17 protein-coding genes and 1 tRNA gene are annotated in these 20,550 nt (G+C 73.9%); 13 read left to right on the top strand and 5 right to left on the bottom strand.

All coding sequences use genetic code 11. The annotated features are described in order from the left end of the window. Nucleotides 1-110 precede the first annotated feature (110 nt). The 4 genes from QE401_RS13130 to QE401_RS13115 all read left to right on the top strand — a co-directional run bounded on the left by QE401_RS13130 (nucleotide 111) and on the right by QE401_RS13115 (nucleotide 4,666). Nucleotides 111-1,487 carry a hypothetical protein gene (locus QE401_RS13130; RefSeq protein WP_307138638.1) on the top strand — a complete coding sequence of 459 codons (1,377 nt, stop codon included), beginning with the start codon at nucleotides 111-113 and terminating at the stop codon, nucleotides 1,485-1,487. Next, nucleotides 1,467-1,539: transfer RNA gene (locus QE401_RS13125), tRNA-Lys, on the top strand. The genes QE401_RS13130 and QE401_RS13125 overlap by 21 nt, the downstream gene beginning before the upstream one ends. An 82-nt stretch (nucleotides 1,540-1,621) precedes the next feature. Continuing rightward, nucleotides 1,622-2,899, top strand: coding sequence for a phosphoribosylamine--glycine ligase (purD, locus tag QE401_RS13120; RefSeq protein WP_307138637.1), 1,278 nt, complete (start codon nucleotides 1,622-1,624; stop codon nucleotides 2,897-2,899). Between the two features lie 228 nt (nucleotides 2,900-3,127). Further along, nucleotides 3,128-4,666 carry a putative bifunctional diguanylate cyclase/phosphodiesterase gene (locus QE401_RS13115; protein WP_307138636.1) on the top strand — a complete coding sequence of 513 codons (1,539 nt, stop codon included), beginning with the start codon at nucleotides 3,128-3,130 and terminating at the stop codon, nucleotides 4,664-4,666. A gap of 107 nt (nucleotides 4,667-4,773) precedes the next feature. Here the strand turns inward: QE401_RS13115 and QE401_RS13110 are convergent, their stop codons facing one another. Together QE401_RS13110 and QE401_RS13105 are read right to left on the bottom strand one after the other, a co-directional pair. Continuing rightward, the gene (locus QE401_RS13110) at nucleotides 4,774-7,299 is read right to left on the bottom strand and encodes an HWE histidine kinase domain-containing protein (RefSeq protein WP_307138635.1); all 2,526 of its coding nucleotides are present in this window, start codon (nucleotides 7,297-7,299) and stop codon (nucleotides 4,774-4,776) included. 68 nt (nucleotides 7,300-7,367) lie between these two features. Continuing rightward, on the bottom strand, nucleotides 7,368-7,919 hold the full coding sequence (locus tag QE401_RS13105; protein ID WP_307138634.1) for a biliverdin-producing heme oxygenase: 552 nt from the start codon (nucleotides 7,917-7,919) through the stop codon (nucleotides 7,368-7,370). 277 nt (nucleotides 7,920-8,196) lie between these two features. Between QE401_RS13105 and QE401_RS13100 the strand changes: the two genes are divergently transcribed. The 9 genes from QE401_RS13100 (at nucleotide 8,197) to QE401_RS13060 (ending at nucleotide 17,029) form a co-directional block, all read left to right on the top strand. Beyond that, nucleotides 8,197-9,183: a tripartite tricarboxylate transporter substrate binding protein gene (locus tag QE401_RS13100; RefSeq protein WP_307138633.1), complete on the top strand. Its 987-nt coding sequence runs from the start codon at nucleotides 8,197-8,199 to the stop codon at nucleotides 9,181-9,183. Nucleotides 9,184-9,352: 169 nt separating this feature from the next. Further along, nucleotides 9,353-10,501 carry a patatin-like phospholipase family protein gene (locus tag QE401_RS13095; RefSeq protein WP_307138632.1) on the top strand — a complete coding sequence of 383 codons (1,149 nt, stop codon included), beginning with the start codon at nucleotides 9,353-9,355 and terminating at the stop codon, nucleotides 10,499-10,501. 182 nt (nucleotides 10,502-10,683) lie between these two features. Further along, nucleotides 10,684-11,142 carry a YccF domain-containing protein gene (locus QE401_RS13090; protein ID WP_307138631.1) on the top strand — a complete coding sequence of 153 codons (459 nt, stop codon included), beginning with the start codon at nucleotides 10,684-10,686 and terminating at the stop codon, nucleotides 11,140-11,142. Nucleotides 11,143-11,145: 3 nt separating this feature from the next. After that, nucleotides 11,146-12,423 (top strand): flavin monoamine oxidase family protein, encoded by a 1,278-nt coding sequence (locus tag QE401_RS13085; RefSeq protein ID WP_307138630.1) that lies wholly within the window; start codon nucleotides 11,146-11,148, stop codon nucleotides 12,421-12,423. A 46-nt stretch (nucleotides 12,424-12,469) separates the two neighbouring features. Beyond that, nucleotides 12,470-13,567, top strand: a complete 1,098-nt coding sequence (locus QE401_RS13080; RefSeq protein WP_307138629.1) for an ABC transporter permease — start codon at nucleotides 12,470-12,472, stop codon at nucleotides 13,565-13,567. Between the two features lie 2 nt (nucleotides 13,568-13,569). Continuing rightward, nucleotides 13,570-14,394, top strand: coding sequence for an ABC transporter ATP-binding protein (locus QE401_RS13075; protein ID WP_373461439.1), 825 nt, complete (start codon nucleotides 13,570-13,572; stop codon nucleotides 14,392-14,394). A gap of 1 nt (nucleotide 14,395) precedes the next feature. Beyond that, complete coding sequence (locus QE401_RS13070) at nucleotides 14,396-15,421, top strand: MlaD family protein (RefSeq protein WP_307138628.1); 1,026 nt, start codon at nucleotides 14,396-14,398, stop codon at nucleotides 15,419-15,421. A gap of 34 nt (nucleotides 15,422-15,455) precedes the next feature. After that, a complete protein-coding gene (locus QE401_RS13065; RefSeq protein WP_307138627.1) occupies nucleotides 15,456-16,070 on the top strand; it encodes an ABC-type transport auxiliary lipoprotein family protein in 615 nt (204 codons plus the stop codon). A gap of 197 nt (nucleotides 16,071-16,267) precedes the next feature. After that, on the top strand, nucleotides 16,268-17,029 hold the full coding sequence (locus QE401_RS13060) for a hypothetical protein (protein WP_307138626.1): 762 nt from the start codon (nucleotides 16,268-16,270) through the stop codon (nucleotides 17,027-17,029). A 141-nt stretch (nucleotides 17,030-17,170) separates the two neighbouring features. On the opposite strand, the gene QE401_RS13055 is transcribed toward QE401_RS13060, so the two are convergent. From QE401_RS13055 to QE401_RS13045, 3 genes are all read right to left on the bottom strand, one after another. After that, nucleotides 17,171-17,836 (bottom strand): OmpW/AlkL family protein, encoded by a 666-nt coding sequence (locus tag QE401_RS13055; RefSeq protein WP_307138625.1) that lies wholly within the window; start codon nucleotides 17,834-17,836, stop codon nucleotides 17,171-17,173. Between the two features lie 169 nt (nucleotides 17,837-18,005). Further along, the gene (locus QE401_RS13050; RefSeq protein WP_307138624.1) at nucleotides 18,006-19,013 is read right to left on the bottom strand and encodes a Bug family tripartite tricarboxylate transporter substrate binding protein; all 1,008 of its coding nucleotides are present in this window, start codon (nucleotides 19,011-19,013) and stop codon (nucleotides 18,006-18,008) included. Between the two features lie 130 nt (nucleotides 19,014-19,143). Beyond that, complete coding sequence (locus QE401_RS13045) at nucleotides 19,144-20,457, bottom strand: CitMHS family transporter (protein ID WP_307138623.1); 1,314 nt, start codon at nucleotides 20,455-20,457, stop codon at nucleotides 19,144-19,146. Between the last annotated feature and the right edge of the window lie 93 nt (nucleotides 20,458-20,550).

Below are 20,550 nucleotides of genomic sequence, written 5' to 3'. Positions count from 1 at the left end.
GGCCCTCGCCGGCGCCGCGCCGCCTCCTGTGATCGCCAGCGGCCCGGTCTGGCGCGGCTGTGAGCCCGGGCGGGGTTGGGCGGCGGGGCACTGTCCTCTAGCTTTGTCTCATGTCGGATGCCGAGCGGCTCGAAGCCCTGCGCCAGGGATTGCTGGAACGCCCGATGCCGGAGACGGTGGCGGGGCGGCTGCTCGGCCTCGGCTTCGTGCAGGCCGACCCGGCGCTCCGCGCGCAGCTGGAGGCGGTGGCGGCCAGCCGGCCGCGCCACAGCTTCCTGCCCGATCGCTGGGACCAGCCGGTGGCGCCCGCCCGGCAGATCGCCAAGGCCCATGACCTGTTCGCCGCCTGGATCGCCGACTGGCCGGAGGAGGCGCGCCTGGCGCCGGAGGAGCGCGACCCGGCGCGCATCGCCGAATTCATCGCGCGGCTCTCGGCCGGCATCGGCAAGGCGCCGGGGCAGGGGGATTTCCGCGCCGACCGGCTGGATCGCGGGGCACGCCGCGCCCGCGGGCTCGATCTCGGCGCCCATGCCTACACCAAGCGCTTCCGCTTCCTGGCCCGGTTCGAGGCACATCTGGCGCAGTATGAGCGGGCCCGCCGCATGGCCGGCTGGCGGCTGCTCGGCCGCGCCGGGCTGGTGGCCGACATGCCGGCGGCGCGTTTCCTGGCCAGCCCGCCGGCCGCCGCCTTCATCGCCTATTACGCGGCGCGGCGCTCCCTGCGGAGCCTGTTCACCAGCGGCGCCCAGCCGCGCGCCTATGACGATGTGGCGGCGGCGCTGCTGGAGCAGGTCTCGCTGCATCCGGCGACCGATTGGGGGCTGGTGGCGCGCATCCATCCGGCGCCGGAGGTGCTGGCGCGGCTCGGCGCGGCGGAGCTCGGCGAGCTGCTGGGCGCCTGGACCGCGGCGCTGGCCGGGCTGTCGGCCGATCTGCGCGCCTGCTGGGGCGTCAGCCGCTTCGACCTCGACGCCATGGTGGTGCAGCGCGGCGATGATTCCTCGAGCTGGAACCTGCTGGCCCAGGCCTGGAACACCGCCCGCGCCGCCTGGATGGCGCTGCTGGAGGCGACCGGCCAGCAGGGGCTGCTGGAGGAATGTTGCCCCGGCAAGGTGATGAAGCTGATGGCCGCCGATGTCGCCGCCTGGCACCGCGCCGAGGGCGGCGGGCTGCATGCCGATGGCGAGGTCTGGCGCGCCCTGCCGCCGCCCTGGGCGGTGCTGCGCGGCGAGCGCGCCTGCCCGCGCGCCGCGGTGGAGCAGGCCTGCCGCGCGGCCGGGCTGGACCCGCTGGCCTCGGGCTGGGTGGCGGCCCGGCGGCCGCAGGGCCCGGTGCCCTTCACGCCCACGCCGGAGCTGGTGCATGGCATCGATGTCGGCGCGCCGGGCCTGGCCCTGCTGCTGCGCAAGCGCGGCGTCTTTTCCGGGCGGGAGCCAAAGCCTTTTCCCCCGGGGCCTTTTCCCATGGATGGCGTAGCTCAGCGGTAGAGCGGCCGGCTCTTGGACCGGCTGGACGGAGGTTCGAGCCCTTCCGCCATCCCCCCTCCCATGCTAGCGCGCCCCGCATTCGCCAGGAGGCCGCCCCCGGGGGCGCTGCCCCGGCGCCGAGAGGGGATCGCGCGATGAAGGTTCTTCTGGTGGGCGGCGGCGGCCGCGAGCATGCCCTGGCCTGGGCGCTGTCCGGCTCCGGCCTGCTGAGCAAGCTCTGGGTCGCGCCGGGCAATGCCGGCATTTCCGACATCGCCGATTGCGTCGCCATCGGCGCCGAGGATGTTTCTGCGCTCGTCGCCTTCGCGAAGGAGCAGGCGGTGGACCTGGTGGTGGCGGGGCCCGAGGCGCCGCTGACGCTGGGCCTGGCCGATGCCTGCGCGGCCGCCGGGCTGCGCTGCTTCGGCCCCTCCGCCGCCGCGGCGCAGCTCGAGGGCAGCAAGGCCTTCACCCGCGAGGTCACCACCGCCGCCGGCGTGCCGGGCGCCGAATGGGCGCAGTTCACCGAGGCCGCCGCCGCCCGCGCCTATGTGCGCCAGAAGGGCGCGCCGATCGTGGTCAAGGCCGACGGGCTGGCCGCCGGCAAGGGCGTGGTCGTCGCGGCCACCGTCGAGGAGGCCGAGCAGGCCATCACCGAGATCATGGAGGACCGCGTGCATGGCGCTGCCGGCGCCAGCATCCTGATCGAGGAATGCCTGATCGGGCAGGAAATTTCCTTCTTCGCCCTGTGCGACGGGGAGACGGCGCTGCCGATGGCCGCCGCCCAGGACCACAAGCGGGTCGGCGATGGCGATACCGGCCCCAACACCGGCGGCATGGGCGCCTATTCCCCGCCCCCCGCCTTCACCCCGGCGCTGGAGGCCGAGGTGATGGACCGCATCATCCGCCCGACGCTGAAGGAGATGGCACGGAGAGGAACGCCCTTCCGCGGCGTGCTCTTCGCCGGGCTGATGCTGACCGAAAGCGGCCCGCGGCTGATCGAGTACAATGTCCGCTTCGGCGACCCGGAATGCCAGGTGCTGATGCTGCGCCTGCAATCCGACCTGCTGGCGGCCCTGCTGGCCGCCTGCGACGGGGAGCTGGACCGCTTCACGCTGCGCTGGTCGAAGGAGGCCGCGATGGTGGTGGTGATGGCGGCGAAGGGCTATCCCGGCGCCTATGCCAAGGGCAGCGTGATCGAGGGGCTGGAGCGCGCGGCGCAGGTCCCCGGCACGCAGATCTTCCATGCCGGCACGGCGCGGGACGAGCATGGCCATCTGGTCGCCACCGGCGGCCGGGTGCTGGGGGTCGCGGCCACCGGCGCCACGCTGCAGGCGGCGCGCGACGCGGCCTATGCGGCGGTGGATGCGGTGGAATGGCCAGGCGGCTTCTGCCGCCGCGACATTGGCTGGCGCGCCCTCGGCCAGGGCTGACCTCCCCCGGGGCCGGGTGCCGCTCCGGCCGCCGGGCGCGCCCCGGCGCGGCGGGCCGGGCGGTGTGACAGCACCCCGTTCCTGTCGCCCCGCCGCTGGCCCGGCCTTATCATCCCCGGCACGGCCTTAACAATGCTTTCACCAACGGTGCGCAGGATGACATGATCGGCCGCGCCTCTCCGCCCGGTCGTCCTGGATCGGCGGAGAGCGGCGGGAGGGACAATGCCGATGGAATGGTCGCGCCATCGGGCGGTGCGGGACGCAATCTGGGTGGCCGGCCTCGCCCTGCTGGCGACCATCCTGGCCATCTGGCTGGATGCGCATGAGGCGCTGCACCGCTTCATGGACGAGCATGAGGCATGGCAGCTCGACGAGCTGCTGGTGGCGCTGATGATCACCGGCTGGTGTGGCATCCTCTACGCGCTGCGCCGGCTGCAGGACCTGCTGCGCGAGCGGCAGAAGCGGCTGCGCGCCGAGGATGACGCCAGCTGGCTGAGCCGCCACGACCCGCTGACCCGCCTGCCCAACCGCGCCGGGCTGGAGGAGCGTCTGGCGCAGCCCGACCCGATCACCGCCGGGGTGCTGCATGTCGATCTGGACGGCTTCCGCAGCGTCAACGACCTGTATGGGCATGAGGTGGGCGACGCGCTGCTGGCCGAGCTGGCGACGCGGCTGCGCGAGGCCTTTCCGCAGGCCTGGATCGGCCGTACCGGCGCCGACGAGTTCGTGCTGCTGAGCGAGGGGGTCAGCCTGCCGGTGCTGCAGCAGCAGGGGACGCGGGCGATGCGGGTGCTGACCCGCCCGGCCCGGCTGCAGGGCCAGCGGGTGGAGGTCGGCGTCAGCATCGGCCTGGCCGCCCTGCCGCAGCATGGCGCGACGCTGCGCGAGGCGCTGGGCTGCGCCGGCACCGCGCTGCAGGAGGCCAAGCAGGAGAGCCGCAACGCGCTGCGCCTGTATGAGAGCGCGATGCGCGAGCGGCAGACGGCGCGCGCCCAGCTGGAGCAGGCGCTGCGCGAGGCAGTGGAGGCGGGGGCGATCCGCCCGCATTACCAGCCGCAGGTCGACCTCGCCACCGGCCGCATCGTCGGCTTCGAGGCGCTGGCGCGCTGGCGCCAGGCCGATGGCACCTCGGTGCCGCCCGACATCTTCATCGCCGCCGCCGAGCGCACCGGGCTGATCCACCGGCTGACCGAGCAGCTGCTGCAGCGCGCCTGCCGCGACGCCGCCGCCTGGCCCGAGCCGGTGCGGCTGGCGGTCAACCTCTCCGCCCTGCAGCTGACCGATCCGCGCCTGCCGCAGCGCATCGCCGAGGCGGTGGCGCTGGCCGGGCTGACGCCGCAGCGCCTGGAGATCGAGATCACCGAGAGCGCGCTGATCCGCGAGGCGGCGTTGGCCCAGCGCATCCTGGAGACGCTGCGCGCCCAGGGCATCCGCGTCGCGCTGGATGATTTCGGCACCGGCTATGCCAGCCTGTCGCAGCTCGCCCGCTTCAGCTTCGACGCCATCAAGATCGACCGCAGCTTCATCCGCGACTGCCTGGGCGATGAGCGGCAGATGAAGATCGTCAAATCGGTGCTCGGCCTCGGCCATGGCCTCGGCATCCACATCACCGCCGAGGGGGTGGAGCACCTGGCCCAGGCCGAGGCGCTGCGCGCCCTGGGCTGCCAGCACGGCCAGGGCTATCTGTTCGGCGCCGCCATGCCGGCCGAGCAGGCGCAGCGCCTGTTCCCGCAGGGTCCGCAGGCGCCGCAGGCCGCCGTCGCCTGAGCGTCATGGCCTGAGCGCCAGCGCCTTGCCGCCAGCGTGCCTTGCCGTCAGCGCCGGTCCGGGGTCGCCGGGCCGCCGCCGCCGCCGCGGGGCAGGGGCGCCGCGCCTCAGCTCTCGCCCAGCCGGCGCAGCAGGGCCAGGCGCATCTCCGCCGGGGCGTAGGGCTTGCTCAGCACCGGCAGCTGGCGGAAGCGCTCGGGGAACATGTTCGCCTCGCCATAGCCGGTGGCGAAGACGAAGGGCACGCCGCGCGCCAGCAGCGCATCGGCCACCGGGAAGCTGTTCTCCCGGCCCAGATTGACGTCGAGCAGCGCAATGTCGGGCCGCGCCTGCTCCAGCAGCCGCAGCGCCGCCTGCACGCTGGAGGCAACATCGACCGCCTCCGCCCCCAGCCGGCGCAGCTGGTCCTCGGCATCCATGGCGATCAGCAGATTGTCCTCGACCAGCAGCACCCGGCCGGAGAGGGTCAGCTCGGGCGCCGGCGCCGGCGGCGGCGGCGGCTCGGCCCGCGCGGCGATGCCGGGGCGGGCGGCGGTGGCGCGCTTCACGCAGCTGGCCGGCAGCAGGAAGCGGGCGCGGATGCCGCCCAGCTCGTAATGCAGCTCGGCCTCGCCCTTCAGGTCGTGCGGCAGGGCGCGCTCGATGATGGTGGTGCCGAAGCCCTGGCGCTGCGGCGCCTGCACCGGCGGGCCGCCCTCCTCCTGCCAGCGGATCTCCAGCGCCTCCTCCGGCGTCATGCTCCAGCGGATGCTAACATGGCCGTGCCGGTCGCACAGCGCGCCATATTTGACGGCGTTGGTCATCATCTCGTGGATGACCAGCGCCATGGTGGTGTAGGCGCCGGGCTCCAGCAGCACCGGCGGACCCGACAGCTGCACCCGCTCGCGCCAGCCCTGGCCGGCGCCGCTGCCCTCGGCATAGGCGGCCGCCTCGGCCTCGATCAGCTCGTCGAGCGGCGCCGGCTGCCAGCGATCGGTGGTGATCTGGTCATGCGCGCGGGCCAGGGCCTGCACCCGGCCGCCGACCATGGCGGCGAATTCCTCGACCGTCTGCGCCTGGCCGCGGCTCTGGTTCACCAGGCCACGGATCAGGCCCAGGATGTTGCGCACGCGGTGGTTCAGCTCGGCGATCAGGATCTCCTGCCGCTCGGCCGCGGCGCGGCGCTCGCGCTCGGCCATGTCGGTCAGCTGCAGCACCACCTCGAGCAGCGTCACCCGCAGCCGCTCGGCCATCATCAGATCGGCCTCGGTCCAGGCGCGGCTCTGCCCCTCCACCGTCTCCTGCCAGGCGGCGAAGCTCTTGCGCGGGGTCAGGCGCAGCCCGTTCGGGCCGACCGCCACCGGCTTGGCCGGGTCGCCCGCCCAGGTGACGGAGCGGGTGATGGCGCGGCGGAAGAACACCAGATAGTCGCGCGGGCCGCGCGACAGCGGGATGGCCAGCAGCCCCGCGGCGCGCTCGGCATAGTCATTGGCCGGCTCGTGCATCTCGCCCAGCCGGTGGGTGGCGTAGATGGTGCCCGAGGCCGCGCGGTGCAGGAAGCGCACGATGCCGGCGAATTCCTCCGCCGTCGGCGTGTGGCCGCGCAGCGAGGTGGCGCCGCGGCTCCACAGCCCGATGCCGTCGCAGGCCACGACCTCGCCCAGCGTCTCCAGGAAATCGGCCAGCGAATGGCTGCCCGGCTGCATCGCGCCGATCGAGGCCATCAGCCGGTGATGCATGCGGTTGGCCTCGGCCTCGCGGCCCAGCTCGGCCTCGCGCTCGCGGCTTTCCAGCACCAGGGAGAAGACCTGGCCGAACAGCTCGGCCGCGGTGCGCCGCTCGAAGGGCACGCGCAGGCTCTCGGAATGGTGGCAGGCGATCAGCCCCCAGAGCCGCCCCTTGCGCAGCACCGAGACCGACATGGAGGCGCGCACCCCCATGTTGCGCAGATACTCGATATGGATCGGCGAGACCGAGCGCAGCACGCTGAGCGACAGGTCCAGCGCCTGGCCCTGCTGGTCGAGCAGCGGCAGCACCGGGCAGGGCTGCACCTCGGTGTCGGCGATCAGCCGCAGCAGGTTCTTCTCGTACAGCAGCCGCGCCTGGCGCGGGATGTCGGAGGCCGGGAAATGCAGCCCCATGAAGGAGGGCATGAAGCTGGCCAGCGATTCCGCGATCACCTCGCCCGCCCCGTCATGGTCGAAGCGGTAGAGCATGACGCGGCCGAAGCCGGTCAGCGCGCGGATCTGCCGCACCGCCTCGCGGCAGAGGCCCTCGAAGCCCTCGGCCTGGTGCAGCCGGGCGATCATGCCGCGCACCGTGGTGCCGGCCTCCAGCGCATCCTCGAGGTCGGAAGGCTCGCCCTCCAGCACGATCTGCTCGCCCGAGAGATGCAGCGCCAGGTCGTAGGGCCGGCCGCCCTCCTGCAGCACCACGCCGAACAGCCGCTCCACCGCGGTCGCGCCGCGCAGCATGTGCATGCGGCCGCCGATCTGGTGCATCGCCTCGCGGGTGAACAGCTCGCGCAGCGCGGCGCCGAGCAGCGCATCCACCGGCTGGCCGAGATGCTCGGCCACATTGGCCGAGGCCCGGCGCACCGTCCATTCCGAGCTGAGCGCCAGCAGGAAGCCGATCGGCTGGATGCTGCCCAGCATGTGGATCGGCTCGCGGTCGCTAATTGGTCAGATCGACCTCGGTCGGCAGGGCGATCTGGCGGAAGGCATCAGACATGGGCGGGCTCGGCGGCTTGCCCATGCCGCAGCGCGGCCAGGACATGGTTGAAGGCAAGGCACGCGCCGCCCGCCGCCGCCGGCCAGAGGGCCGGATCGGGCAGGGCAGCCTCCAGCCGGGCGACGAAGCCGGGCCAGCCCGCCTCCTCGCCGGCGGGGCGGTGGGAGAGATAGGCGGTGGCCCGCGCCAGCGCCGGGTCGCCGCTGTCGCGCACCGTGCGCAGCAGCATGGCATTGCCCAGGCGCGAGCCTTCCAGCACATAGGCGGCGCCGAGCGCCGCGGCGCGGTCCAGCGCGGGGGCGGGCAGGGGCGGCGGCGGGGCCAGGCCCAGCGCGGCCAGGTCGGCGGCCAGGGCGGCGGCGCGGCTGCGCGCCGGCCAGTCCGGCCATTCGGTCTGCAGCGCGGCGGCGCAGCCCTGCTCCAGCCCGGGCATGGCGCGGGCGTGCCAGGCCAGGAAGGCGGCGTAGTCCTGGCGCCTGGTGAGGGTGAAACGCCCGGCCAGCCTGTCGGCGTCGGCGTGCAGCGCCTCGGTCGCCGCCCGCAAATGCCAGCGAAGGCCATCCGGGCGGGGCGCACGGGCGGAGACTGTCATTGTCCGCAATATAGGGTCGTGGCTGCAAAGACGATAGGGCCGCGACGCGCCGGCGGCTCTAATTTCGCAGTCGTAACCCGCTTTGCCGCTGTCGCCAGCGGCCAAGTTCCAGCCTGGGGCCGGCGGCGCGGCCGCGTGGCGCGGTGGCGGGGGTGGTTGCGCCGGCCGTGGCTTTTCACGCTATGCTGTCCGGCGAAGCCGGCCGCCAAGGCCGGCCGCCGGAGGAATCATGACGACCAAGACCACCCGCCGGGGCGCCCTTGCCCTCAGCGCCGGCGCGCTGCTCGCGCCGCTGCTGCCGCCCCTGGCCCGCCCGGCCCTGGCCCAGGCCTTCCCCTCGCGCCCGATCCGCATGCTGGTCCCCTGGGGCGCCGGCGGCACCACCGATGTGCAGATGCGCGCCTTCGCCGAGATCGCCTCGCGCAAGCTGGGCCAGCCGGTGGTGGTGGAGAACCGCGCCGGGGCGGGCGGCATCCTGGGCCCGCAGGCGCTGCTGAACGAGAAGCCGGATGGCTACACCGTCTCGCAGATGCCGATCAGCGTGTTCCGCTACCCGCATATGGCGCAGCGCCCGCCCTTCGACCCGGATCGCGACTTCACCTGGATCAGCCACCTGACCGGCTACCTGTTCGGCGTGGTGGTGCGGGCCGACGCGCCCTGGAACAGCTTCACCGAGTTCCTGGCGGCGGCCAAGGCGACGCCCAGCAAGATCACCTATGGCACGCCGGGGGTCGGCACCTCGCTGCACCTCACCATGGAGCAGATCGCCGGTCGCCAGGGCATCGAATGGGTGCATGTGCCCTTCCGCGGCTATGCCGAGAACGCCACCGCCCTGCTCGGCGGCCAGATCGACGCGCTGGCCGACAGCTCCGGCTGGGCCGAGATGGTGCGCGACGGGCGGATGAAGCTGCTGGTCACCTGGGGGCCGGAGCGCGCCAAGCGCTTCCAGGACACGCCGACGCTGAAGGAACTCGGCATCGATATCGTCTCCACCTCGCCCTATGGCGTGGCCGGACCCAAGGGCATGGACCCGGCGGTGGTGCGGGCGCTGGATGCCGCCTTCCGCGAGGCGGTGAACGACCCGCAGCATGTCGCCGTGCTCGATCGCTACGACATGCCGGTGCAGTATCTCGGCCCCGAGGAGTATGCCGCCTTCGCCCGCCGCACCAATGCGGAGGAGAAGGCGATGATCCAGCGGCTCGGCCTGAAGCTCTAGGCCGCGCCGCCGCCGCGCCGGGCCGCGCCCCCGGCGCGGCGGCAGCCTGCCGCATGCGGGCGCCCGCATGCGGCCCGCGCGCGCAAAACCGCCGCCCCGGGCCCGACCGCCTTGGCGCGGGGCCGGCGGCGCCTCATCTTGACCGGTATCACCGGCCAGGAGTGAGGCGATGGACATCCACCCCGCAGACCCGCGCCCCGACCGGGAATCCTGGCGGCCCGAGGGCTGCCGCCGCGTGGCCCTGGTGCTGCAGGGCGGCGGCGCGCTCGGCGCCTACCAGGCCGGGGTGTATGAGGCGCTGCACGAGGCCGGGGTGGCGCTGGACTGGATCGCCGGCGTCTCGATCGGCGCGGTGAATGGCGCGCTGATCGCCGGCAACCCGCCGGAGCGCCGCGTCGCCGCGCTGCGCGCCTTCTGGGAGAAGGTGACCGACAACCGCATCTGGGCGCCGCTGCCGGATGGCGATGTGTTCCGGCAATGGCGGCACGAGGCCTCGGCGGCGCTGACCATGCTGCAGGGCCAGCCCGGCTTCTTCACGCCGAACCTGCCGAATCCCTGGCTCTCCGCCCCCGGGGCGCGCACCGCGACCGCCTTCTACGATTCCTCGCCGCTGAAGGCGACGCTGGAGGCGCTGATCGATTTCGACCGGCTGAATGATGGCCGCATCCGCTTCTCGGTCGGCGCGGTGAAGGTCAGCAGCGGCAATTTCGCCTATTTCGACACCGCCACCATGCGCCTGACCGCGGCGCATATCATGGCCTCCGGCGCGCTGCCGCCGGCCCTGCCCATGGTGCGGGTCGGCACCGACGATTACTGGGATGGCGGGCTGGTCTCCAACACCCCGCTCGGCCAGTTGCTGGACAATCTGGAGGGGCGCAACACGCTCGCCTTCCAGGTCGACCTGTTCAGCGCGCGCGGGCCGGTGCCGCGCTCCATGCCCGGCGTCATGGCGCGCGAGAAGGACATCCGCTACAGCAGCCGCACCCGCGCCGTCACCGACTACCATCGCCGCATCCGCGACCTGGAGATGGCGCTGAAGCAGGCGCTGGAGCTGATCCCGGCGGACCGGCTGGACGAGCGGCAGAAGGCGCTGAAGCACCGGCTGGAGCGGCTGCCGGAGGTGGTGATCCTGCACCTGATCTACCGCCACCAGGTCTATGAGGGCCAGGCCAAGGATTACGAGTTCAGCGCCCAGACCATGCGCGAGCACTGGCAGGCGGGCCTCGCCGACACCCGCGCCACGCTGCAGCACGGCCAGTGGCTGGCCATGCCGCCGCCGGGCAGCGGCATCCAGGTGCATGACATCCACAAGGTCTGAGGGCCGGCAAGGCGGGGCGCGGCGCGGCTGAGCGGGGCCGGCCGCCCCGGCGCCGGGCGCCAGGCCGGCGGGATCGCGCGGCCTCTGGACAAGCGCGCGGCAGCGGGAAGAAATCCGCCTGCCGCATCCCCATCTGAAGCGGGGGCGCCGGATCGGTCCGGCCGCCCTTCGGAGATCCTCGCTTGGCCCTGCTGCTGAACATCCTCTGGAACGTCCCCGGCCTCGGCTTCATCCCGGCGCTGTTCTGGCTGCTGGCCGCGGTGGTGATGGCGCTGACCATCATCGGCCTGCCCTGGGCGCGCGCCTGCCTGATGATCGCCAGCTACAGCTTCGCCCCCTTCGGCCGCACCATCGTCTCGGCCGAGGATCTGCATGGCCGGCCGACGCTGGGCAGCGGCCCGCTGGGCGCCATCGCCAACCTGCTCTGGTTCCTGCTGGCCGGCATCTGGCTCTGCCTGTCGCATCTGACGCTGGCCGCCGCCGCGGCGGTCACCATCATCGGCCTGCCCTTCGCCTGGGCGCATCTGAAGCTGGCGGCGGCGGCGCTCTTCCCCGTGGGCAAGCGCATCGTGCCCGCCGAGCTGGCCGACGCCATGGCGCTGCGCCGTGGCGAGGCCGCGCTCGGCCGCTATCGCCGCTGAGCCATGGCCGAGACCGGCATCCTCGTCATCGGCGCCGGCGCGGCGGGGCTGGCGGCGGCGCGGGCGCTGCGCGAGGCGGGGCAGGATTTCCAGCTGCTGGAGGCCCGCCACCGCCCCGGCGGCCGCGCCTGGACCGACCGGGCGACGCTGGGCGCGCCCTTCGACCTCGGCGCCACCTGGCTGCACCAGGCGCGGGAGAACCCGCTGACGCCGCTGGCGGCGGGCGCCGCGCCCTTCGACCATGACAGCGTGCGGCGGCATCGCTGCTTCATCGGCAACCGGCCCGCCACGGCGGCGGAGGAGGCGGAGTATGACGCCGCCTATGCCCGCTTCCACCCGGCGCTGCAGGCGGCGCGCGCGGCGGCGGGCGGCCGCCCGCTCTCGGCCGGCGAGGCCGCGCCGCGCGGCGGGCCCTGGGATGCGACGGTGGCGCATTGGGAAGGGCCGGTGATCTGCGCTGCCCCGCTCGCCGCCATGGATCTCGCCGATTTCCTCGACACCCAGCTCGACCCGCCCAATCTGCTGCTGCCGCAGGGCATCGGCACGCTGCTGGAAGGCCTCGCCGCCGGCCTGCCCATCGCCTATGGCGCGGTGGTGGAGCGCCTCTCCTGGGGCGGCCGCCGCATCGTCGCCGAGGGAAATTTCGGCCGCATCGCGGCGGAGGCCGCCATCCTGACCCTGCCCACCGCCGTGCTGGCGGCGGGCGGCGTGCGCTTCGACCCGCCGCTGCCGCCGGAGGTGATGCAGGCCGCGCATGACCTGCCGCTCGGCCTGCTGGCCAAGATCGGGCTGCGCGCCTCGGGGGCGGACCGGCTGGACCTCGCCCCCTTCACCGGGCTGGAGCGCCGGGTGGAGGACGAGGCGGAGCCGGCGATGAGCTTCATCGCCTGGCCCTTCGGCCATGACCATCTGATGGGGTTTTTGGGTGGCGAGGCGGCCTGGGCGCTCTCGGCCGAGGGGCCCGAGGCGCTGCGCGACCATGCGCTGTCCGAGCTGGCCCGCGCCTATGGCGCCCGCGCGGCCCGGGCGATCCGCGCCGAGGGCTACCTCGCCAGCGATTGGGGGCGCGACCCCTTCTCGCTGGGTGCCTATTCGCATGCAAGGCCCGGCCGGGCGGAGGCGCGCCGCATCCTGGCCACGCCGCTGCAGGAGGGGCGCCTCTGCTTCGCCGGCGAGGCCTGCCATCCGCGCCTGGCCGCGACGCTGGGCGGCGCCTGGCAGAGCGGCGAAGCGGCCGCCGCGACGGCACGCGCGCAGCTGCGGCGCGGCAGGGCCGCTTGAAAAAGGGGTTAAACTTCCGTCAGCCCTCGCTTATCTGCGGCACGGCATGACGGATCAGGCAGAACAGGCGGGCTTCGACCGTCAGGGCGAGGTGCTGCTGCTGCGCGGCGCCTACACGACGCAAAGCGTCGGGCCGGTGTGGCAGGGGCTGCTGCGCGCCGCGCGCGGCGCCGCGCGGCTCGACCTCTCCGGCGTCACCGCGCTCGACACCACCGGCGCCGCCCTGGTGCTGCAGGGGGCGGAGGCCGCCGGCGGCGCCGCGCCGCAGGGCGCCGGGCCGCGCATCGCCGCGGTGCTGGAGCGCGCCCGCCAGGCCCTGGCCGCCGCCCGCCCCGCGCCGCGGCCGCGCAGCCTGCCCTTCGTCGCCGGCATCGGCGCCTGGGCGGTGGGTGGGCTGAAGGATCTGCGCGCCGCCACCGGCTTCCTGGGCGAGACGGTGGTGATGACCCTCTCGCTGCTGCCGCGGCCGCGCCGGCTGCGCGTCGGCGACCTGCTGCGGCACCTGGACGAGGCCGGGCTGCGCGCCTTCCCGCTGACCCTGCTGCTCGGCCTGCTGATCGGCGTCATCCTGGCCTTCCAATCCTCCATCCCGATGCGGCAATACGGGGCGGAGATCTACATCCCCTCCCTGGTCGGCATCTCCCTGCTGCGCGAGCTGGGGCCGCTGATCGCCGCCATCATCCTGGCCGGCCGCACCGGCTCCGCCTTCGCCGCCGAGCTCGGCACCATGACGGTGAATGAGGAGGTGGATGCGCTGCGCATCATGGGCATCGACCCCATGGTGATGCTGGTGCTGCCGCGGCTGATCGCGGCGATGCTGGTGATGCCGGTGCTGACCCTGCTGATGAACCTCTCCGGCCTGGTCGGCATGGGGGCGGTGATGGGCGCGCTGGGTTTCCCCGCGGCGCTGGTGATCAACCAGCTCAGCTACTGGCTGACGCTGGGCACGCTGCTGGGCGGGCTCGGCAAATCGGTGATCTTCGGCCTGGTGGTGGCCGGCATCGGCTGCCGCGCCGGCCTCTCCGCCGGGCGCGGCCCGCGCGCGGTGGGCGATGCGGCGACGGCGGCGGTGGTGGGCGGCATCGTCTCCACCGTGGTGCTGGACGGGCTGTTCGCCGTGCTGTTCTACCGGCTGGGCTGGTGAGCATGGGCAGCGCCCCCCGCCCGCCCGCCGGCCAGCCCCGCCCCGCCGGGGAGAGCCCCGATCTCCACCGCCATGTCGCGCGCGACCCGGTGGTGACGGCCGAGGGCGTCGCCATGGCCTTCGGCGCCAACACCCTGTTCCGCGACGTCACCTTCAGCGTCGAGCGCGGCGAGGTCTTTGTCATCCTGGGCGGCTCGGGCTGCGGCAAATCGACCCTGCTGAAGCTGCTGATCGGGCTCTACCGCCCGAGTGCCGGGCGCATCGGCATCCTCGGCCAGGAACTGGCCAGGACCGGCGGCGCCACAAGGCGCGCTTTGCTGGCCCGGCTCGGCGTCATGTGGCAGTCGGGCGCGCTGTTCGGCTCGATGACGCTGCTCGAGAATGTCATGCTGCCGCTCGAGGCGCACACCGCCCTGCCGCGCGCGGCGCGCGAGGAGGTGGCGCGCATCAAGCTCGGCCTGGTGGGCCTCGGCGACGCGGCGCACCGGCTGCCGGCCGAGATCTCCGGCGGCATGGCCAAGCGCGCCGGCATTGCGCGGGCCATGGCGCTCGACCCGCCGCTGCTCTTCCTCGACGAGCCCTCGGCGGGTCTCGACCCCATCACCTCCGCCGGGCTGGACCAGCTGATCCGCGACCTGGCGCGCGACCTCGGCACCACCTTCGTGGTGGTGACGCATGAGCTGCAGAGCATCCTGGCCATCGGCGATCGCTGCATCATGCTGGACAAGCAGGCCCAGGGCATGATCGCCGAGGGCGACCCGCGCGAATTGCGCGACCATGCGACGCACCCCACGGTGCGCGCCTTCTTCCGCCGGGAGGCGGCCTGACATGCCCCAGACCTCGCGCCTCTATGTCCGTGTCGGCGCGCTGATCCTGGCCGGGCTGGCCCTCGGCCTCGGCTTCGTGCTGTTCCTCACCGGCGGCGGCATCGGCCGCCAGGCGATGATCTTCGAGACCTATGTGGGGGAGAGCGTCACCGGCCTCGAGGTCGGCGCGGCGGTGCGCTATCGCGGCGTGCAGGTGGGGCAGGTCAGCGCCATCGGCCTGGTCAATGCCGAATACCCGCCCTCCAGCCGCAACCAGGCGCTGGAGGCCTTCCAGCTGGTGCTGGTGCGCCTCGCCCTCGACCCCGCCAAGGCGACCATCGACAGCGCCGAGGATGCCGAGCGCGCGGTGGGCCGCGGGCTGCGCGCGCGGCTGTCCAGCCAGGGCATCACGGGGCTGGCCTATATCGAGCTCGACTTCGTCAACCCGGCGCGCTTCCCGGCGCGCGAGGACCTGCCCTGGGAGCCGGCCTATCCGGTGATCCCGGCTATGCCGTCGACCGTCGCGCAGGTGCAGAACGCGGCCGAGGCGCTGCTCTCCCGCATCCAGCAGGCGCCGATCGAGCAGCTGCTGGGCGATGTCAGCGCCGTGGTCGGGCTGGTGAAGCAGCAGCTGCAGGAGGGCGACCTGTCGCGCACCCTGGCCGAGGCGGCGCAGACCATGACGGCGCTGCGCGGCATGGCCAGCGAGACCGACCTGCCCGGGCTGGTGCGCGAGCTGCGCCAGACGGTGGCCGAGCTGCGCGGGCTGGTGGGCGGGCCGGAGGCGCGGGCGACGCTGGCCAATGCCTCGGCCGCCGCGGCCGAGCTGCGCCAGGCGCTGGCCCGGCTGCCGGCGGCCATCGCCGCGCTGGAGCAGGTGGCGCGCAGCGCCCGCACCACGACGCAGGACGCCAATGCCGATCTCGGCCCCTTGCTGCGCGACCTGCGGGCGGTAGCCGGCAATCTGCGCGACACCACCGAGGCGCTGCGCCGCGCCCCCGGCCAGGCGATCTTCGGCGCGCCGCCGCCGGCGCCGAACTACCGCTGACGCCCCCGCCGCACCCCGCCAGGAGCCCGTGCCCATGTCCCGCCTGCCTCGCCGTTCGCTGCTGGCCCTCGCGCCGCTCGGCCTCGCCGCCTGCTCGGTGCTGCCGGACCGGCCCTATGTCGAGGTGCGCCGCTTCCCGCTGACGCCGCAGCATCCCGGCCCGGTGCCGGGCGGGCGGGCGCGCCGGGTGCTGCTGGTGCGGCTGATGCGCGCGGCGCCGGGGCTGGAGGCGCGCGGCCTGCGCAGCCTGCGCGAGGACGGCACCGAGCAGGTGGATTTCTACGCCGAATGGAGCGCGCCGCCCTCCGAACTGGCCGAGGAGGCGCTGCGTCGCTGGCTCGCCGGCTCCGGCCTGTTCTCCGCCGTGGTGGCGCCGGGCAGCCGGGCCAGCGCCGACCTGACGCTGGAGACCGAGCTGACCGCGCTGCTGGCCGATCTCGGCCGGGGCGAGGCGCGCGCCGGCCTGTCCGCCGTGCTGCTGCGCGAGGGCGGCGAGGGCACGCGCGTGGTCAGCCAGCTGGCGGTGACCGGCACGGCGCCATTGCCGCCCGGGCGGCCGCTGCGCCCCGAGGCGCTGGCGGCGGCCATGACCGAGGCCTTCGCCGCCGCGCTGGGCGCGCTGGAGCGTGGCATCGCCGCCCAGGCCTGAGGCCCGGGGGAGGGGCGGCCCTGGCGCGCCCGCTTCGCCTCCGTCGCGGAGATCTGGCCTATCGCACAAAAGTGAGCGCCGTTAACCCTCCTCTTACCCTCGTCCCACTAATCTCAAAACCGAGACAAGGACGAGGTTTTGCTACTCTCATGCGACACGCGGGACTCCCTGACACTGCTCTCCTGCCGCTCCACGCCGTGCTGCCGCGCCCCGCGCCGGCCCGGCCGGCCCCGGCGGAACAGCCCCGCGACATCGCCCGCCCCGGCCGGAACCAGGCCGATCCGGATCAGGCCAGCTGGGACCAGGTCTGGGCAGACTATGATGCGGGCCAGGCGCCGGCCGCGCCGCGCCCCGCGGCGCCCGCCACCGCCCGCCGCCCGCGCCGCGCCCGGCTGGCGCTGGCCCTGCTGGCGGTGCTGGCCGGCGCCGGGCTCTGCGCCGCCGCGCTGACGCCGGTGACGGCGGCGGTGCAGCTGGCCGGCATGCTGCTGCGGCAGGATGTGGCGCCGCTGCTGGCGCAGCTGGACCAGGCGGCGCCGCGCGCGCCGCAGGCGGCGCCGGCCCTGCCGGCCCTGGGCGGCACGGCGGATGCCTATCTGGCGATGCTCTCGGGCGAGATGCAGCGCGGCTGGCAGGATGCGGCGGCGCTGCGCCAGGCGGTGGCGGTGCGCCGCCAGGCGGCGCCGGGCCTGAGCGACGCGGTGCTGCGCCCGGTGGCGCGCTGGGAGGGCTGGCAGATGACCGGCTGGTCCAGCCTGCGCCTGGCGCTGGCGCCGCAGCCCGCCATGGCGGGGCAGCCGGCCGGGGCCGGGCTGGGCCTGGAGCTGGCCTGGCAGGACGGCGCTTGGCGCGTCACCACCGTCTCGCTGGGCCTGGCCGCCGCCACGCCGGGCCACCCGGCGCGCAGCGCCGGCACGCAGCTGGCCCGCAGCGGCGCGGCGTCCGGGCGCCAGGGCTGAGCCGCCGGCAGCGGGCCGGGGGCCGGCACGCCGGAGGGCGCCGCAAGGGCGCCCCCCGGGAAACTCGGCGGCCGGCGGCGGGGCTTTTCCCCGCGCGGCCGCGATGCGCGGCCGGGCCGCCTCCTGCGGCCGGCCCGTCGCTCAGAAGCGGTAGCGCAGCGAGGCGCCGACGATCCACGGGTCGAGATCCGCCCGCGCGCCGATGGCGCCGCCATTGACCGAGACATCCGGCCGCAGGAACAGCTTCTTCACGTCGAAATTGACGCCCCAATGGTCGTTCAGCGCGTAGTCGAAGCCGGCATTCAGCGCCCAGCCCCAGCTGTTCTCGATATCGACCTTGCTGACCGGCGCGGTGCGGCTGCCGCCCTCGCCATAGAAGACGGTGTAGTTGATGCCGGCGCCGAGATAGGGGCTGAAGCGCGCCTGCGGCAGCGGGTGGAACTGCAGCGTCAGGGTCGGCGGCAGCGCCCAGACGCGGCCGAGATCGACATCGCCCAGCGCCGAGCCGCGCACCTTCACATCATGCCGCGTGGTGGCGGCGATCAGGTTCAGCGAGATCTGCGGCGTCAGGAAGTAGGTCAGGTCGAGCTGCGGGGTCAGGGTGTCGGAAGCGTCCGGCTTGCCGCCGATCGCATCCACCCGGCCGCCGCTCTGCGGCAGCACGCCGATCAGGCCGAAGCCGAGCACCAGGTCGCCGGCCTGCTTGCCGCGGAAGGCGGGCTCCGGGGATTGCGCCTGTGCGGGGGCGGCCAGCAGCGCCACACCCATCGCGGCGGCGGCCAGGGTGCCGCCCATTGTCTTGATCACGACCAACCTCTCCATCCAGGCGGCGGGGCCACCATGGGACCGGCGTCGCCGCCGGAACTGCAGGCGGCCATTGCCGCCATGCAGGAGGGATTAGGCGCGCCGCGCCGCGCCGTCCTTGATCTGGATCAGTCGCCGGATCCGGATCATGCGGCGGGCGCGGCGGGTCGTCTCATTCCGGCTTGATGCCGGCGCGCTGGATCACCTCGCGCCAGCGCGCGATCTCGGCCTGCTGGAAGCGGCTGTAATCCTCGGGCGTGTTGGCCACCACGCTCAGGCCGATCTGCTCCAGCCGCGGCTGCACCTCCGGGTGGCGCAGCGCCTCGGCCACCGCCGCATGCACCCGCCCGCGCAGCGCCGCCGGCATGCCGGAGGGCGCCATCACCGCCTGCCAGGAGGTGACGACAAAATCCTCGATGCCCGCCTCGGCCGAGGTCGGCACGTCGGGCAGCACCGGGTGGCGCCGCGAATCGGTCACCATCAGCGCGCGCAGCCGGCCGGACTGGATATGGCCGGCGACGGTGCCGAGATTCTGGAAGGACATCTGCACATTGCCGGCGATCAGGTCGGTCGCCGCCGCGGCGCCGCCGCGATAGGGCACATGCGCCACATCGGTGCCGGTGCGCTGCTTGAACAGCTCCGCCGTCATCTGGTCGGAGGAGCCGACGCCGCTGGTGGAGTAGCTGGCATTGCGCCCTGTGCTCTTCAGCCAGGCGATCAGCCCGGCGACGTCGCGCACCGGCACGCGCTCCGGATTGACCACCAGCACATTGGGCGTGGTGACGGCCAGGGTGACGGGGGCGAATTCCTTCACCGGGTCGTAGCCCAGATCGGGGCGCAGCGCGGCGTTGATGGCGAAGACGCCGATCGAGCCGGTCATCAGCGTGTAGCCATCCGGCTCGGCGCGGGCCAGCGCGCGGCCGGCGATCTCGCCATTGGCGCCGGGGCGGTTCTCCACCACCACGGTCTGGCCGATGGTCTGGCTCATCCGGTTGGAGATGGCGCGGGCGACGATGTCGGAGGGGCCGCCGGCCACGAAGGGCACCAGCATGGTGACCGGGCGGTTGGGCCAGGCGCCGCCGGCGGGGGCGGCGGGCGCGCCTTGCGCGCCGGCGGCGCGCGGCAGGGCAGGCAGCAGGGGCAGCCCGCCCAGCAGGGCGGACAGGGTACGACGGCGCATGGACGTTTCTCCGGCAGGCTTTTCTGCTTCTGCCGGTACGATGACATGACGATGCGCGGCCCGCCAAGGGCCATGGCGACCCCCGGGACGTGGCCGCGGCGGCGGCCGGCCGGCCGCCGCCGCGCTGTCCTCAGAAGACCGGGATCACCCCGAGCAGCGCCGAGACGCCCAGCATCACCACCGCCAGCAGCAGCGACCAGGGCAGGGTGAAGCGCTGATGCGCGCCGAAATCGACATTGCACAGCCCGACCAGCAGATAGGTCGAGGCGACCAGCGGGCTCAGCAGATGCACCTGCTGCCCGACCAGCGAGGCGCGGCCGATCGCCTCCAGCGGGATGCCATGCGCCGCCGCCGCCTGCGCCAGCACCGGCAGGATGCCGAAATAGAAGGCGTCGTTGGAGATGAAGAAGGTGAAGGGCACGCTGACGATGGCGGTGATCAGCGGGATGTAGCGCCCGGCGCCCTCGGGGATGATGGCCAGCACGCTCTGCGCCATCGCCTCCACCATGCCGGTGCCGGAGAGGATGCCGGTGAAGATGCCGGCGGCGAAGATCAGCGACACCACCGCCAGCACATTCGGCGCATGGGCCGCGATGCGCGCCTTCTGGTCCTCCATCTTCGGGTAGTTGATGACCATGGCGATGGCGAAGGCGATCATGAACAGCGCCGGCAGCGGCAGCAGCCCCAGCAGCAGGCTGGCCATCAGCGCGAGCGTCAGCGCCAGATTCACCCAGAGCAGATGCGGCCGGCGCTCCGGCGGCGCGGGATCATGCGTGTCGACCAGCCCGCCGGCGGGGGCGGGCACATCGTCCAGCCGGTCCAGCGAGGCGATGCCGATGCGCGCCCGCTCGCGCCGGCCGAGCAGCCAGGCGATGCCGATCGTGGTCAGCGCGCAGGCGATCATCGAGGGCACCAGCGGCACGAACAGCGCGTTGGGGTCGAGATGCAGGGCGCTGGCGGCGCGCGCCGTCGGCCCGCCCCAGGGGGTGAGGTTGGTGTTGCCGGCGGCCAGCATGATGACGCAGGCGGCGATCAGCGGGTTCATGCCGAGCCGCCGGTAGAGCGGCAGCATCGCGGTGGTGGTGATCAGGTAGGAGGTGGCGCTGTCGCCATCCAGCGAGACGATCATCGCCAGCACCGCGGTGCCGATGACGATGCGCACCGGGTCGCCCTTGACGAAGCGCAGCACGGTGCGCGCCACCGGGTCGAACAGCCCGGCATCGATCATGATGCCGAAATACAGGATGGCGAAGAGCAGCATCACGCCGGTCGGCGCCAGGCTGCGGATGCCCTCCAGCATCATCGGGCCCATGCTGCCGCCGAAGCCGGCCAGCAGGGCGAAGGCGGTGGGCACCAGGATCAGGCTGAGCAGGGCGGGCAGGCGGCCTGTCATGATCAGGGTCATGAACACCACGACCATGAGATAGGCGAGAAATGTCAGCATGCAGCTCCCTCGCGGGGGTGGCCGGCGGCCGGTGGCGGGGGCGCAGGGCGGCGGCGGGCGCGCGCCCTGCGATACGGCGGGAGCGGTCCCGAT

The sequence above is a fragment of the Pseudoroseomonas cervicalis genome, assembly GCF_030818485.1.
Taxonomy (GTDB): Bacteria; Pseudomonadota; Alphaproteobacteria; order Acetobacterales; family Acetobacteraceae; genus Pseudoroseomonas; species Pseudoroseomonas cervicalis_A.
Note: the sequence above shows the minus strand (reverse complement) of the source record. Positions and strands in the feature narration are given on the sequence as shown.